Annotated in this window: 14 protein-coding genes; 5 read left to right on the top strand and 9 right to left on the bottom strand. The window is 71.2% G+C overall.

Annotated features, from left to right (window positions below; genetic code table 11):
* The 4 genes from ACFDTH_RS09410 to adh all read right to left on the bottom strand — a co-directional run.
* A partial coding sequence (locus tag ACFDTH_RS09410; protein WP_375287274.1) for a PAS-domain containing protein occupies positions 1 to 934 on the bottom strand: 934 nt, incomplete at its 3' end.
* A complete protein-coding gene (locus ACFDTH_RS09405) occupies positions 928 to 2,082 on the bottom strand; it encodes an FIST N-terminal domain-containing protein (protein WP_375287277.1) in 1,155 nt (384 codons plus the stop codon). The genes ACFDTH_RS09405 and ACFDTH_RS09410, both read right to left, overlap by 7 nt.
* Positions 2,083 to 2,111: 29 nt before the next feature.
* On the bottom strand, positions 2,112 to 2,507 hold the full coding sequence (locus ACFDTH_RS09400) for a DUF779 domain-containing protein (protein ID WP_375287273.1): 396 nt from the start codon (positions 2,505 to 2,507) through the stop codon (positions 2,112 to 2,114).
* A 98-nt stretch (positions 2,508 to 2,605) separates the two neighbouring features.
* Positions 2,606 to 4,126 (bottom strand): aldehyde dehydrogenase, encoded by a 1,521-nt coding sequence (gene adh, locus ACFDTH_RS09395; protein WP_375287272.1) that lies wholly within the window; start codon positions 4,124 to 4,126, stop codon positions 2,606 to 2,608.
* A 171-nt stretch (positions 4,127 to 4,297) separates the two neighbouring features.
* On the opposite strand from adh, the gene ACFDTH_RS09390 reads away from it, so the two are divergent.
* Both ACFDTH_RS09390 and ACFDTH_RS09385 read left to right on the top strand, forming a co-directional pair.
* Entirely contained in the window at positions 4,298 to 4,732 is a 435-nt protein-coding gene (locus tag ACFDTH_RS09390; RefSeq protein WP_375287271.1) for a pseudoazurin, read from the top strand.
* A 9-nt stretch (positions 4,733 to 4,741) separates the two neighbouring features.
* Complete coding sequence (locus ACFDTH_RS09385; protein ID WP_375287270.1) at positions 4,742 to 5,044, top strand: EthD family reductase; 303 nt, start codon at positions 4,742 to 4,744, stop codon at positions 5,042 to 5,044.
* A gap of 18 nt (positions 5,045 to 5,062) precedes the next feature.
* Here the strand turns inward: ACFDTH_RS09385 and ACFDTH_RS09380 are convergent, their stop codons facing one another.
* Together ACFDTH_RS09380 and ACFDTH_RS09375 are read right to left on the bottom strand one after the other, a co-directional pair.
* Positions 5,063 to 7,111, bottom strand: coding sequence for a TonB-dependent receptor (locus ACFDTH_RS09380; RefSeq protein WP_375287269.1), 2,049 nt, complete (start codon positions 7,109 to 7,111; stop codon positions 5,063 to 5,065).
* The gene (locus tag ACFDTH_RS09375) at positions 7,111 to 7,650 is read right to left on the bottom strand and encodes a rhodanese (protein ID WP_375287276.1); all 540 of its coding nucleotides are present in this window, start codon (positions 7,648 to 7,650) and stop codon (positions 7,111 to 7,113) included. Before ACFDTH_RS09375 ends, ACFDTH_RS09380 begins: the two co-directional genes overlap by 1 nt.
* Positions 7,651 to 7,705: 55 nt before the next feature.
* On the opposite strand from ACFDTH_RS09375, the gene ACFDTH_RS09370 reads away from it, so the two are divergent.
* From ACFDTH_RS09370 to ACFDTH_RS09360, 3 genes are all read left to right on the top strand, one after another.
* Positions 7,706 to 8,470, top strand: a complete 765-nt coding sequence (locus tag ACFDTH_RS09370; RefSeq protein WP_375287268.1) for a quinoprotein dehydrogenase-associated SoxYZ-like carrier — start codon at positions 7,706 to 7,708, stop codon at positions 8,468 to 8,470.
* Positions 8,467 to 9,411, top strand: coding sequence for a quinoprotein relay system zinc metallohydrolase 1 (locus tag ACFDTH_RS09365; protein ID WP_375287267.1), 945 nt, complete (start codon positions 8,467 to 8,469; stop codon positions 9,409 to 9,411). Before ACFDTH_RS09370 ends, ACFDTH_RS09365 begins: the two co-directional genes overlap by 4 nt.
* A gap of 94 nt (positions 9,412 to 9,505) precedes the next feature.
* Positions 9,506 to 11,965: a TonB-dependent receptor gene (locus tag ACFDTH_RS09360; RefSeq protein WP_375287266.1), complete on the top strand. Its 2,460-nt coding sequence runs from the start codon at positions 9,506 to 9,508 to the stop codon at positions 11,963 to 11,965.
* On the opposite strand, the gene ACFDTH_RS09355 is transcribed toward ACFDTH_RS09360, so the two are convergent.
* From ACFDTH_RS09355 to ACFDTH_RS09345, 3 genes are read right to left on the bottom strand one after another with little or no spacing between them, the layout of a single operon-like run.
* Positions 11,962 to 12,633 (bottom strand): response regulator transcription factor, encoded by a 672-nt coding sequence (locus ACFDTH_RS09355; protein ID WP_375287265.1) that lies wholly within the window; start codon positions 12,631 to 12,633, stop codon positions 11,962 to 11,964. The two genes, ACFDTH_RS09360 and ACFDTH_RS09355, sit on opposite strands and share 4 nt — an antisense overlap.
* On the bottom strand, positions 12,630 to 13,865 hold the full coding sequence (locus tag ACFDTH_RS09350; RefSeq protein WP_375287264.1) for a sensor histidine kinase: 1,236 nt from the start codon (positions 13,863 to 13,865) through the stop codon (positions 12,630 to 12,632). Before ACFDTH_RS09350 ends, ACFDTH_RS09355 begins: the two co-directional genes overlap by 4 nt.
* Positions 13,862 to 14,605 (bottom strand): DUF1223 domain-containing protein, encoded by a 744-nt coding sequence (locus ACFDTH_RS09345; protein WP_375287263.1) that lies wholly within the window; start codon positions 14,603 to 14,605, stop codon positions 13,862 to 13,864. The genes ACFDTH_RS09350 and ACFDTH_RS09345 overlap by 4 nt, the downstream gene beginning before the upstream one ends.
* Between the last annotated feature and the right edge of the window lie 191 nt (positions 14,606 to 14,796).

Below are 14,796 nucleotides of genomic sequence, written 5' to 3'. Positions count from 1 at the left end.
GGCCACCGGCTAGCCGGCGCACCGCGACAATCTCGACGGCGGCGTCCGCCTCGTCGATCCAGCCGAGCGTATCGGCGGCATCGGCGCGAGGAAGGCGCTCGCGGCACCAATCGACCAGCGCGGCGTGATCGGCGATCCGCGCGCGCGCCTGCACGCTCGGCAAGTCGAGCAGGCGCAGCAACGGGTCGTTCCACGCCAGCAGTGTCCGATCGGGCGCGAACACGCACACGCCCTGGGGCATCGCGTCGAGCGTGCCCTGAAGCACCACCGCCCGCTCCGCGAGTTCGCGCGCGCGCTGGCGGGCGTCCTCCGCTTTGATGTCGGTGATGTCGGTGTAGACGCCGACCACGCCGCCATCGCTCGTCCGCTGCTCGTTGATCTGGATCCAGCGCCCGTCGGCGAGCGCGATCACCTGGCCACTGGCGGCGATCTGGTGCTGGCTGACCCGTTCGGACACCCAGCGATCGGGTGCGATCAGCGCGCCGAGCGTCGCCTGGCTCGCCCCGACCGCGTCCACGATCTCCTCGAACGAGATGCCCGGCACGATCCGATCCGCGATCTGGGGCCACAGCGACAGGTAGGTGCGGTTGAACAGCACCAGCCGGTCATCGGCGTCGAAGATCGCGAACCCTTCGTCGAGCGCCTCGATCGCGTCGCCTAACCGCCGCCGTGCGGCGTCCGCGGCATCGCGCGCGTGCGCCAGCGCGGCATTGCTGGCGGCGAGCTCGTCGAGCGCGCGCTCGAGATCGGCGGTCCGCTCGCGAACCTTGGCTTCGAGCGCGATCGCAGTCTCGAAAGCGGAGAAAGCGGTTCCCTGAAGGTCGGTCGAGCGCTCGACCCGGTCCATCAGCGCGGCGTTGATGCGCTCGAGCTTGGCGATTCGGCGCTCCAGCTCGGCGACCCGGCTCTCGGCGCACGGCTCGGTCGTCAGCACGGTCGCCCGATCGCCAGCCCGGTAAAGGTCTGGTTGACGTGGAGCGCGCGGAACTGCTCGCCATAGGTGTTGAACCCGACCACGCCGCGCGCCGCGAACAGCTTCGAGATCGTGGCGCGGAGCTGGCGTTGCTCGACCTCGACCGCGTTGAGCACGCAGTCGAACCCGAGCACCCGGTCGATCCCGCCGACCGAGGCGTCGAGCCCGTCGAACAATTGCTCCAGGCCGGCCATGATGTCCCCGGCCTCGCCGAGCGTCAGCACGATGCCCTCGTCGATGGCGCAGTAGAAGGTCAGGCTGCGGTCGCGATTCACCGACTGGATCGAGCGGACGTAATATTCCCCGCCCGCGCGAACCATCGGCGGATGCGTCGCGAACACCGCGAGCCCGAGGTCGTCCTCGCTGACGCCGCAGAGTCGGGCGTACTCGGCCGCCGCCGGCTCGGCGTTGATCTCGTGGACGATCCGAGCGGCGGTGTCCGCGGCGGTGATCACCATCTTGGTGCGGCCGGGATGATAATGTTGTGCGCGGAACGCCTTCATCGGGCGCGCGGCGGACAGGATGGCGATCACGGCCGCGTCGCGCCGGAACGCCCCGTCGTGGAAGACGAACGTCTCGCGGAAATCGAGCCCGTCGCCCGACGAGCCGCCGATCAGCGGCACCTCGCCGAGCGCGTCCTGGATGGTCAGCGTCAGCATCTCCTCGCGGTGCGACAGCCCGTCGACCAGGAAGATCGCCGCGTGGTGGACGGTGGCGGCGAACGCCCGCGTCGCTTCCTGCGCGTCGGCGACCATCGTCCGCACCCGCTGCTGCGCGTCGCCCGCGTCGAACTTGTCGAGGTCGAGGCAGCAGGTGGCCGCGAGGCGGAACGCGCTGGCGGGAAAGCCGATGGCGGTGATCGTTCCCTCGTCGATCCCCTCCGGCGTCAACTCGCCAGACGACGTGCAGCCCACGATCGTCAGGCCATCGCTGCGCGACGCGATGGAGGCGGCGAGCGCATCGAGCGGATAGCGGCTGGAGCAGAACAGGATCAGCCCGGACAACGTCGGAACGTCGAGTTGGCCGAACAGGTCGCGGATCGCGAGTTCGGCGTCCTGTTCACGCGTCGCGCCGACGCGCAGGAGATCGAGGCCGTTCACCGGAGCCATCATGCCAGCCGGCGCTTCGATCGTCACGGTTATTCGCCGCGCGTCGGCTCGCCCGCGGCCGCCAGCGCCGTCGCCTCGTCGTCGGTGAAGACGCGGCTGCGCACGATGAAGCGGAAGCCCTCTGGTCCTTCGAGCGAGAATCCCGCGCCACGGCCCGGCACGACGTCGATCGTCACCTGGGTATGTCGCCAATAGTCGAACTGCGCGGCGCCGATCCAGACGGGGATGTCGCCGGCGCCGCCGACAAGGCCGAGCAGCACGTCCTGCCCGCCGACGCGGAACTCGCCCGCGGGATAGCACATCGGCGCCGAACCGTCGCAGCACCCGCCCGACTGGTGGAACATCAGCGCGCCGTGACGCGCCGCGAGCCGCGCCATCAGCGCGTCGGCTTCGGGGGTGGAGAGGATGCGTGCGGGTGTCGTCATGCCGGCTCCGGAAGAGAAAGGCGGCGGATCGCCAGAGAAGCGATCCGCCGCAAGCCGCGGGAGCTGAGAGAAGGGGAAGGCGCCCCGCGGCCGGAGGATCAGAAGAAGCCGAGCGCCTTGGGCGAATAGCTGACCAGCAGGTTCTTGGTCTGCTGGTAATGGTCGAGCATCATCTTGTGGTTCTCGCGCCCGATGCCGGACTGCTTGTACCCGCCGAACGCGGCGTGCGCGGGATAGAGGTGGTAGCAGTTGGTCCACACCCGCCCGGCCTGGATGCCGCGGCCCATGCGATAGGCAGTCGTGCCGTTGCGCGACCAGACCCCCGCGCCGAGCCCGTAGAGCGTGTCGTTGGCGATCGCGAGGGCATCGGCCTCGTCCTTGAAGGTCGTCACCGCCACGACGGGGCCGAAGATCTCCTCCTGGAAGACGCGCATCCTGTTGTGGCCCTCGAGGATCGTCGGCTCGACGTAATAGCCTTCGGCGAACTCGCCGTCGTGCCGCGCACGCTCGCCGCCGGCCAGCACCTTGGCGCCCTCGGCCTTGCCGATGTCGATGTAGCTGAGGATCTTCTCGAGCTGATCGTTCGAGGCCTGCGCGCCGATCATCGTGCCGGGATCGAGCGGCGAGCCCATCTTGATCGACTTCACCCGCGCGACCGCGCGCTCCATGAACTTGTCGTAGATCGATTCCTGGATCAGCACGCGGCTCGGACAGGTGCAGACCTCGCCCTGGTTGAGCGCGAACATCGCAAACCCTTCGAGCGCCTTGTCGAGAAACTCGTCGTCCGCGGCCATCACGTCGGCGAAGAAGATGTTCGGGCTCTTGCCACCGAGTTCCAGCGTCACCGGGATCAGGTTCTCGGTCGCATACTGCATGATGAGCCGGCCGGTGGTGGTTTCCCCGGTGAAGGCGATCTTGGCGATGCGCTTGTTCTGCGCGAGCGGCTTGCCCGCCTCGACGCCGAAGCCGTTGACGACGTTGAGCACGCCGGGCGGCAGCAAGTCGCCGATCACGTCCATCAGCACCATGATCGACATTGGCGTCTGCTCGGCGGGCTTGAGCACCACGCAATTGCCGGCGCCGAGCGCGGGCGCGAGCTTCCACACGGCCATCAGGATCGGGAAGTTCCAGGGAATGATCTGGCCGACCACCCCCAGCGGCTCATGGTAATGGTAGGCGACCGTGTCGTGATCGATCTCGGCGATGCTGCCTTCCTGCGCGCGGACGCAGCCGGCGAAGTAGCGGAAGTGATCGATCGCCAGCGGGATGTCGGCGTTGGTGGTCTCGCGGATCGGCTTGCCGTTGTCGATCGTCTCGACGAGCGCAAGCAGGTCGAGCTTCTCCTCCATTCGATCGGCGATCTTGTTGAGGATGACGGCGCGCTCGGCCTGGCTGGTCTTGCCCCAGGCGTCCTTCGCCTTGTGCGCCGCGTCGAGCGCGAGCTCTATGTCCTCGGCGGTGCCGCGGGCGACCGAGCACACGGTCTTGCCGGTCACCGGCGAGGGATTGTCGAAATACTGCCCCTTGACCGGCGCGACCCACTCGCCGCCGATGTAATTGTCGTACTTCGAGCGGATCGCGATCTGACCCTTCAGCTCGTCCAACGCCTGCTGCAACATGACCGTCTCCAAGGCACTCGATCCGGCGCCCCGGATCATTCCGGCGGACTGTCGCGCGGCCGTGCCGCCCGCGCCATTGCACCAAGGGTCAATTGCACCGCGCCGCCCGTCCGGCTTTTCCCAGCAGGGATGGCGCCGGGTGCGCGCCCCATTTTCCCGGAGAGGACTTTCATGCTCAAGCTCGCGTGCATTCTCGCGGTCGCGCTGACCGCCGCGACCCCGGCGCTCGCCAAGGACATCGTGGTCAAGATGAAGAACCAGGGGGCGGGCGGCTCCATGGTGTTCGAGCCGGCCTTCGTGAAGGCGCAGCCGGGCGACGTGGTCCATTTCGTCCCCACCGATCCCAGCCACAACGCCGAGACGATCCCGACCATGCTGCCCGCCGGGGTCGCGCCGTCGAAGGGGCAGATGAACAAGGAGTTCGTGCTGCCGGTGAAGACGCCGGGCGTCTACGGCATCAAGTGCCTGCCGCACTATTCGATGGGGATGATCGCGCTGGTCCAGGTCGGCAACGGTCCGTCGTCCAATCTGGCCGCTGCGAAGGCGGTCAAGCTGCCGCCCTTCGCCCAGCGCCGGATGACACCGCTGCTCGCGCAGGCCAGATAGGAGGATGCCATGCCCGCCGCCCTGATGGTGACCTACCCCGCCGACGCAGGGGCGACCTTCGACCGCGACTATTACGCGGCGACGCACCTGCCGCTCGTGCGCGAGACGTTCGGACGCTACGGGCTGGTCGCGGCGACCGGCTACTTCCCGGAAAGCGAGGGCACGCCGCACCTCGCGGTGGCGGTGCTGAGCTTCCGCGACGCGGACGCGCGCGCCGCTGCGCTCGGCTCGACCGATGCGGCGACGGTGTTCGGCGACGTTTCGAACTTCACCAACACGCTGCCGACGCCCACCGCGCTCGCCGTCGCCTGACGGTGGGCGGCGGCTTGGTCACCCGCGCAGCCGTAGGCCGATCCACAGCGTCCGCGGGGTCGCCAGTTCGGTGATCCCAGCGCCGCTGATCCCCGCCTCGACCCGCTCGTCGAACAGGTTCTCGCCCCGCGCCTCGATCGCGAGGGCACGAGTGAGGGGCAGCGCGAGGTAGCCGTCGAGCGTCGTCGCGGCGGCGAGCCGCCTGGTGTTCTGGTCGTCGTCGAACTGGCCCGCGGAATAGCGCAGCGTGGTCGAGACCACCACCGAGCCCTTGCGCCAGCCGATCGTCGCGGACGCCAGGTCGCGTGGGGTCTGCGCCGGACGCAGCCCGTCGAGCGCCGCCGCCGCGCCCGACGCCTCGACCCGCGGGTTCACGTGGCTCCACGATCCTTGCGCGAACACCGGGCCGGTCGCGTAGCGCGCGTCGATCTCGATGCCCGTGGAGCGGATCGCGTCGAGGTTCTGGCGGACCCGGTACACGCCGCTGACGAAGCCGACGCCGGGGAACGTTCCGGGCCCCTGGCCGGCGGTGACGTTCGAGATCGCGTCCTCCAGCCGGTTCCAGAACACCGTCGCGGCCAGCGACGTGCCGGGCAGCGGGGTCAGCGTCACTCCGCCGTCGACTCCGGTCAGCCGCTCGGGGGAGAGCGCGGCGTTAGCGGCGGTCGCGTCCGCGCCGACGCGGAACGGACGGTACAGCTCGTTAAGCGTCGGCAGCCGCCAGCCGCGATAGCCCGTGGCGCGCAACGTCACCGCCGACACCGGCGACCAGGCGACCCCGGCACGCCCGGTCGCCTCCGTTCCGTCGCGATCGGCGAAGGCCGTGTTGGTCAGGAAGGCGCCGGTCGCGATCGTCGTCTCGCGCAGCTTGCCGTCGGCGATCCGCCACCAGTCGAGCCGACCGCCGAGCGTCAGCGTGACCTTGCCGAGCTCGGCCGAGCCGTCGGCGAACGCGCCCACCGTCCGCGTCGTCCCGCCCGCCACCCGCCGCCGGGTCGGCGCGCCAGCGACGTAGGTGTAGAGTTCCTGCGTCCGCCCGCTCACCGCGCGGACGTCGCCGCCGAGCCGCAGGTCGAAGCCGGTGCCGAGCGGCGGCGACACCTCGAAGCGCGCGCCGAGCCCGGTCGCGGGCGTGTTGTACTGGTCGAGCGTCTCGGTCGCGGTCGTCCGCGCCGCGTCGATGCTCGCGAACTGCGAGGCGAAGGCGCGGGTCTGGAGATAGCCGAGCAGCTGATAGCCCCAGTCGCCGCGCCCGACCAGGCGCAGGCTGGCGTCGGCCCCTTCGCTTTGGTTGGCGGTGAAGTCGGTGCCCCGATCCCGCTCGTCGGTGAAGGCGGAGACGTTCGCCTGGAGCTCGGTCGCGCCGCCGAGCGCGATCACCCCCCGCACAGCCCCGGACGCCTGCTCGTACGGCGCGGGCCGGTCGACCGGCCCGCGGTCCTCCGGTGCGGTCGGGGTGAAGCCGTCGCCGCGGGCGTAGGCGGCGGAAACGGTGGCGAAACCAACCCCGCGCGCCAGCGTCGCCGACGCCTGCGCGTCGACCGAGTCGCGGCTGCCGTAGGCGACGCTCGCCAGCAGCGGGTCGCGCGCGCCCGGCGCGGCGCTCTCCAGCTCCACCGTGCCGGCAAGCGCGCCTGGGCCGAAGTAGCCGCTCCCGCCACCGCGCGTGACCCGGATCAGCCCGATCCGGTCGGTGGCGTAGGCGGGGAATGGGACCCAGCCGCCGAACGGATCCGCCTGCGGCACCCCGTCGAGGATCAGAAGCGCGCGGCTCGACGCGTTGCCGCCGATCCCGCGCAGCGAGATCCCCTGGCTGGTCGGGTTGGCCGAGCGCGAATCGGAGCGGCGGAACTGCTGCAAGCCCGCAACGTCTGCGAGCACGCTCTCCAGCCGGTCGCTCGCGTTCTCGGCGATGCGCGCGGCGTCGATCGTCACCACGTCCGCCGCCTTGTCGCCGGGACGCGCGGCGAGCCCGCGACCGGTGACGATCACGTCCGCCTGCTCCTGCGCGAAGGCCGGAGTGGCGGTGCCGAGCAGCAGCAGCGCGACGAGGGGGCGATGGGTCATCAAGGTTCCTTGTACGGGGTCATGGGCTTTAGCGGCCGGCCGAGATCGCGCCAGCCGTCGGCGCCCTCGGCGAACCAGCGGACGTCGGCATGGCCGGCGCGGTGGAGCCGCAGCGCCGCGTTCCAGCTCATCCAGCAATCCGCCAGACAGAAGACCACGATCGGCTGGCCGGCGTGTCGCGCCGACAATCGCGCGACGCCGCGGAGGAACCAGGCCTCGATCGCGGGATCGATCCGCCCGCGCCCGGCCTCGGGAAACCAAGCCGTGCCGGGGATGCCGAGCTCCTCGCGCGCCAGCCGCCAGCTGCCGTCGGGCCGACGGACGCCGCCCTCCGCCGGAACGACGTCGATCAAGAGCGCCCGGCGCGCATCGACGAGCCGCGCCACCGCCGCCGCGTCGATCCGCCTCACTCCCGGCGGCGCCTCCGGCACCACGGCGCGGTACATCGCGAGCCGGTAGCCGGTCGCCTCGTCGAACAGGCCGTCGGGCGCAGCTGCGGCGAGCGCGAGGATCAGGAGGGGGCCGGGGAACATCCGCATCATACGACCAAGGTGTCATGGTCGCGAGCGCGCGCAGCGCCTAGCCGACTTTGGGATGAGGATGCTCCTGGCCGCCGCTTTCGCCGTGCTCGCGACGCCCGCCGTCGCCGAGCCGCTGCCGTCCGATCCGCTCGGCTCGCCGATGTGGGAGTTCGTCTCCGACCAGGCGTTCGGCCGGGACGCGCGCGTCCGCTTCGACGCGCGGGTCAAGGTGACCTTTCCCGCCATCGCCGAGAACCAGCGGGTGTTTCCGGTCCAGGTCGACGCGCGCGGCATCCCCGACGTTCGTCGCATCGTCATCCTGGTCGACCTCAACCCCATCCAGCTGCCGATCGACTACCGGCTGGGCGACTCGGAGGCGTTCGTCGCGGTGCGGGTCAAGCTCGACCAGCGAACCCCCGTGCGCGGCGCCGTCCAGCTCGGCGACGGCTCCTGGCTCGTCTCGGGCGGGTGGATCGACGCCGCCGGCGGTGGCTGCTCGGCCCCGCCAGTCAGCCGGGTCAAGGGCGACTGGGCGCAGCATCTGGGCGAAGTCCGCGGCGGCGTGTGGCGGCGGGGCGCATCAGCACGCGTGACACTCGCCTTCCGCCACCCGATGGACACCGGCTTCGTCGACAACATCTCCAGCTACTACCTCGACGACCTGACCCTGGCCGGTGCGGGCGGGCGCTCGCTCGGCGAGGTGAAGATGCAGGCTGCGGTGTCCGAGGACCCGGTGCTCACGATGATGCCGCGCGTCCGCGCGGGTGAGACCGTGGCGTTCCACGCGCGCGATACCAACGGGATCGAGTATCGCGGCACGCTCGACGATCGCGGGTGATCTCGCGTCGCACCCTGATCGGCGGCGTGATCGCAAGCGCCGCGACCCCGGCGCTGGGGCAGGCGCTCCGCTACCGTCTCGCGCCCGAGAAGGTCGGCGACGGCCTTTGGGTGGTCCGCGGCGCCGATGCGCCGATCGCGCGCGACAACGGCGGCGCGATCGCCAACGTCGCCGTGATCGCGACCGACGCGGGCGCGGTGCTGGTCGATGCCGGCCCCTCGCTCCGCTACGGCGAGGCGCTGGCGGCGCTCGCCAAAGCCCTGACCGGCAAGCCGGTCGCGCGGGTGTACCTGACCCACCTCCACCCCGATCACACCTACGGCGACGCGGCGTTCGCACCGCCGCTGATCGCCGCCACGCCCGCGCTGACCGCCGAGCTCCGGAGCGAAGGCTCCGGCTTCTCCGACGGCATGTACCGCCTGCTCGGCGACTGGATGCGCGGCACCGAACTCCACCTGCCCGGCCATGCCGTGACCGCAGCGGAGGAGGTGGTCGGCGGGCGGACCCTGCGGATGCTCCCGCTCGCAGGCCACAGCGCCAGCGACCTCGCGATCCTCGATCCCGCGACGGGGGTGCTGATCGCCGGCGACCTCGTGTTCCACGACCGGGCGCCCTCGACTCCGCACGCCGACCTTCCCCGCTGGCGGGCCGCCTTGTCGACGCTGGAGGCGCTCGACCACCGCGTCGTCGTCCCGGGACACGGCCCGGTCGATCCCACGCCGGCGACCGCGATCCGCCAGACCCGCGACTGGCTCGACTGGCTCGACGGCGCCCTGACCGCGGCGGCGAAGGCCGGGCTCGACATGGTGGAAGCGGGCGCCCAGCCGATCCCCCCGCGCTTCGCGGCGGTCAAGGTCGCGCGCTACGAGCTGGAACGGTCGGTCGCGCACCTCTACCCCGCGCTCGAGCAGCGATACCTCCCTCGCGTCGACGCGCGCTGAGCCGCCCACAAGGACGAGAGGTTCCTGAGACTTTTCTCAGCCGAAATCCCGTCCCGCCCGCCTAGACCCGTGGGGACGAAAAGGGGAGACTGGAATGCGCGCACGCCTGCTTGCCTGTGCCGCGATCGTCGCGACGCCGGCCGCCGCCCAGTCGATCGATCCGGCGCAGGACGGCGGCGTCGAGGTGGTGGTCACCGCCACCCCGCTGCTCGATCCGGGCGAGGACGTGGTCGCCTTTCCCGCGCAGCACGTCTCCGACGAGCAGATCGCCCGCGCCCACGCGCTCGACCTGTCGGATTACCTGCGCCGCGCCGCCGGGGGCGTGTTCGTCAACGAGGTACAGGGCAATCCGCTCCAGCCCGACATCAACTACCGCGGCTTCACCGCCTCGCCGCTGCTCGGCACCCCGCAGGGGCTGTCGGTCTATGTCGACGGGGTGCGCGTCAACCAGCCGTTCGGCGACGTCGTCAGCTGGGACCTGATCCCGACCTCGGCGATCCGCTCGACCACGCTGGTGCCAGGCTCGAACCCGCTCTTCGGGCGCAACTCGCTGGGCGGCGCGATCTCGGTGCGGACCAAGGACGGGCGGTTCGATCCCGGCCTGACGGCGGACATCAGCTACGGCAGTTTCGACCGCAAGATCGCGCGCGCGACGGTCGGCGGGCAGAGCGCGGGCGGGTTCCACTGGTTCGGCTCCGCCGACTATTTCTCGGAAACCGGCTGGCGCGACCAGTCGCCGTCGCGCGCGGGGCAGCTGTTCGGCAAGGTCGGCTGGGGCGACACCCGCACCGACGTGGCGCTGTCGGGCAGCTTCGCCGACACCGACCTCAACGGCAACGGCCTCCAGGAACTGCGGCTGCTCGAACGCGACCGGACGAGCGTCTACACCTATCCCGACAACACCCGGAACCGCGCCTGGCTCGCCAACGCCACGCTGCGCCACCGGTTCGGCGACCGGGTGACGCTCGACGCCAACGCCTTCTACCGCGACATCCGCACAGCCACCTTCAACGGCGACATCAACGACGACGCGCTCGGCGGCAACCCCTACGGCCTGAACGCGGAGGAACGCGCGGCGCTGACCGCCGCGGGCTTCGCCGGCTTTCCGAACCACGGCGAGACGGCCGGCACCGCACTCTTTCCATCGCTGCGCTGCATCGCCACGGTGCTGCTCGACAGCGAGCCCAACGAGCGTTGCAACGGGCTCGCCAACCGCTCCGCGATCCGCCAGCATGAATGGGGCGGCAACGCCGAGGTGACGTGGCGTGCCGGCGTCAACGCGCTGACGCTCGGGCTCGGCTACGTCGACGGGCACGCCGATTTCCGGCAGTCGTCGCAATTCGGCTACCTCACCCCCGATCGCGGGATCGTCGCGGTCGACGGCCCCGGCGCCTTCGCCGACGGCACCCAGGATTCGGACGACGCGTTCGACGCGCGGGTCGACCTCGACGGGCGCACCCGCGTGTTCAGCGCCTACGCGCTCGACGGGCTCGACCTGACCCGTCGCCTCCATCTCGACCTGTCGGGACGGTTCGACCGGACGGTGGTCCGCAACCGCGATGCGATCACCCCAGGCGGCGGGCCCGGTTCGCTCGACGGCGACCACCGCTTCCACCGTTTCAACCCTGCGGTGGCGGTCCGCTGGTCGCCGGGCGATGCGCTGGCGTTCGATGCGGCGATCGCCCAGGCCAGTCGCGCGCCTTCCGCGATCGAGCTGGGGTGTGCCGATCCGGACAGCCCCTGCCGGCTCCCCAACGCGCTCGCGGGCGATCCGCCGCTCAACCAGGTCGTCGCGCGCACCGTGGAGGCGGGGGTGACCCTCGCCGCGCGCGGCTGGCGGGTGCGCGCCGGCGCGTTCCGCACCGTCAACCGCGACGACATCCTGTTCGTCGCCGACGACCAGGCCGGGTTCGGCTACTTCCGCAACTTCGGGCGCACGCGGCGGCAGGGTGTAGACCTCGACCTGTCGGGCCGCGCCGGTCCGGTGACCCTGACGGCGCACTACACCTATCTAAACGCGACATATCGCAGCGGCGAAACGGTCGACGGCTCCGCCAACAGCAGCAACGAGGGCGCCGGGCCGGGGTTCGAGGGCGAGATCGACATCCGCACGGGCGATCGCATCCCGCTGATCCCCGCGCACCTGTTCAAGGCGGGCGCGGCGGTCGATCCGGTGCGGTGGCTGACGCTCACCGCCGATCTGGTCGCCAGCGCTGGCGTGATCGCGCGCGGCAACGAGAACGGCGAGCACCAGGCCGACGGTGTTTATTACCTCGGCCCCGGCAGGACCGACGCCTATGCCGTCGTCAACCTCGGCGCGGAGGTCCGCCCCGCGCCGCACCTCGCGCTCTACGTCCAGGTCGACAATGCGCTCGACCGCGACTACGCGACCGCCGCCCAGCTCGGGGCCACCGGCTTCGACGCGAACGGCGGCTTCGTCGCCCGGCCGTTCTCCGGCCCGGTGATCGACGGCGAGCGTCCGCTGGTCAACTCGACCTTCTTCGCCCCCGGTGCGCCGCGCTCGATCCGCGGCGGCCTGCGCTTCGCCTTCTAGCCGACCTCGGCGAGCCGGAACCCCGCGCCGCGCACCGTCACCAGCACGGGCGCACCGGGTTGTTCGGCCAGCCGGCGGCGGACGTAGCCGACATAGACGTCCAGCGCGTTGTCGCTCACCGGCTCCGCGCCCCAGATCGCCGACGCCAGCCGGGCGCGGTCGACGATCGCGCCACCATGGGCCACCAGCTCGGCGAGAAGCGCATATTCGCGCCGGCTGAGGCTGATCGCCCGCTCTCCCACCAGCGCGACGTGGCGCGTCGGATCGAGCGTCAGCGTCCCGAACCGCGGCGTTGCCGACACCGCTGCCCGCGTCCGACGAATCAGCGCCGCGAGCCGCGCGAGCAGCTCGTCGAACGCGAACGGCTTGGGCAGGTAATCGTCCGCCCCTGCGTCGAACCCGTCGAGCCGGTCCTGCAACGCCCCGCGCGCGGTCAGCATGAGCAGCGGCACCCCGTTCCCCTCGCGGCGCAGTGCGCGGGCGAGATCGAGCCCGTCGCCGTCGGGCAGCCCCAGATCGAGCAGCACCGCGGCGAACGCGTCCCCCGCCAGCAGCGCCGCTGCACGTGATCCGTCGCGCTCCCACGCGACACGGTACCCGCGCGCGGTCAGCCCACGCGTCACGAACCGGCCGATCCCCGCGTCATCCTCGATCAGCAGGACATTCACGCTGCTACCGGCAGGCGAAGGACGACCACATATCCGCCCCCGTCCCGCATCGCCGCGCGAGCCGTGCCGCCATGCTGTCCGATCACCCAACCGACCAGTGCGAGCCCGAGCCCACTGCCACCCCGCGTCCTGCCGTCCTCCGTCTGATAGTAGGCGTCGAACAGTCGCGGCAGCGCTTCGGGCAGCGCGCCCCGGCCACGATCGGCGACGCTCAGCACGGCGGACCCGCCGTCGGCAGAGAGCGTGATGTCCACGGCGCCGTGTGCCGGCGAGAACTTGACCGCATTGTCCAGCACCGCGACCACCGCCTGCTCCAGCCATCGTGCATCGCCGCACATCGTGGCGGGCGCAAGATCGCCGACCGAGAGCGTGACCCCGTTCGACCGCGCGAGTCGCTCGCTCCGCGCCACCGCCTGTCGCACCACCTCCGTCAGATCGGTCGGGCGCTTCTCCAACTCCAGTCTGCCGTCTTCCGCTTGCGACAGCGCCAGCAGCTCGGCGATGCGGTGATCGAGCTGCTCGCTCTGTGTCACGACCTCGTCCAGTGCGGTCGCGAGCGCCGCCCGATCGTCCGGTGTGGTCGCGAGCGCCACCTCCGCCTCGCCGCGCATCACCGTCACCGGGGTGCGCAGTTCGTGGCTGACCTTGGCGAAGAACAGGCGGCGCGAGGCGTCGACCGCCTCCAGCTGCGCCGTGCGCACGGCGACCGCATCGGCCAGCCGCCGGTTCGCAGCGCGCAGGCCCCACGCGCCGAGCACCGCCGATCCGAGTGCCGTAACCGACAGCATCAGTGCATAGACTTGCGTGCGGGACCGCAGGTCCGCCATCCGGCGCGCGGTCTCGCCCGCTTCGCCGCGTTCGCGCGCTGCCGCCTGCGCCACCTCGAAGGCAAGCAGATCGAGCCGCGCGGGGCGGCCCGCGGCCAGCATCGCCATGGAGCGCGCCGCCGCCAGTTCGTGCTGCTGGTCGAGTCGATCGCTCCCGACCAGCGCGGTCTCGCGCGCGAGATCGTCCCGGTAGCGGCGGAGCGCCGTGGCGACCGCCTGCGGATCTCCACTCTGCGCGGCGGCGTGGAGCGCGAGCACGTCGCCCGCCTGCGCTTGGCTGAGCGCCGCCCGCTCGAACAATCGCCCGGCCTGGTCGACCGAGACGAGGAACAGCCCCGCCAAGGTGACGATCGACGCCAGGAGAACAAAGGCGGCCGCCCCGGGCAGCCAGGCGCGCGCGCTCACCTGACCCGCGCCGCCGCAACGATCGCCCCGCCGTCGGCCGACTGGACCAGCGCCACCCGCCGCAGCCCGCCCGCGAGCGGTGGCAGCCGGTAGCTCGCGGCCGTTCCGGTCCAGCGCCCCACGGCCGCCAGTCTTTGCACGACGTTGATCTGCACCGCGGTGCGGCCACGCGTCTCGCCGGCGCGGATCGGGGTTCGGATCGGCCGGGGATCGTAGTCCACCAGCCATACGATCGCCGCCCGCGCCGTCCGCGCGTCGGCGCCCACGCGCAGGCGGCTACCGTCGGTGCGTACGGCCGGCCCGCCGGAGCGCGTCGCCATGCCGATCGCGCGTCCAAGCGCGTCGAGATTGGCGGTCGAGGTCGCAAAGCGCCCGTCGATCACGAACTGCGGTGTCCCTGCCTCGCGCCGCCCGATGGTCGCGTACCTGCGCTGACGCTGGGTAAACTCGTCGCGTGACAGCGGATCGCTCCACCCCCGGCCATTCCAGTAGGTGACCGAGTAGCTGAGGGCGAGGACGTCGGATCGCGACGCCAGCGCGATCAGCGCCGCATCGGCCGCGGGACAGGCGGGGCATCCCTGCGCCGTGAACAGCTCGACCACCGTCTGACGATCCGCCGCTCGTGCCGCCTGGCACCAGACTACCACGACCAGGCCGAAGACGATTTGCGCCGCCCGCATCCCGCTGGTGTCGTCCTTTCCACGGTCTCTGCCCAGCACCACTTTGGTGTCATCCGCCACCATTACCGGTGATGCACGCCTCTGACCAAGCCCAGCACGGCCACTATGGCCCTTGGTGCACGGGGCTCTCCGTCGGCGTCCGCCTGTTCGACCCCATCGCCTTTCTCAGCAGGTGCCATTTGTTTGTAACCGCCTGAACGAAGACCCGCTTACTGGTGGGCGTTCCTGATAGCGGACAGTTCGTTACGCCA

It is taken from the genome of Sphingomonas sp. (genome assembly GCF_042096255.1).
In the GTDB taxonomy this organism is placed as follows: domain Bacteria; phylum Pseudomonadota; class Alphaproteobacteria; order Sphingomonadales; family Sphingomonadaceae; genus Sphingomonas.
This window is presented reverse-complemented; position numbering and strand designations above follow the sequence as displayed.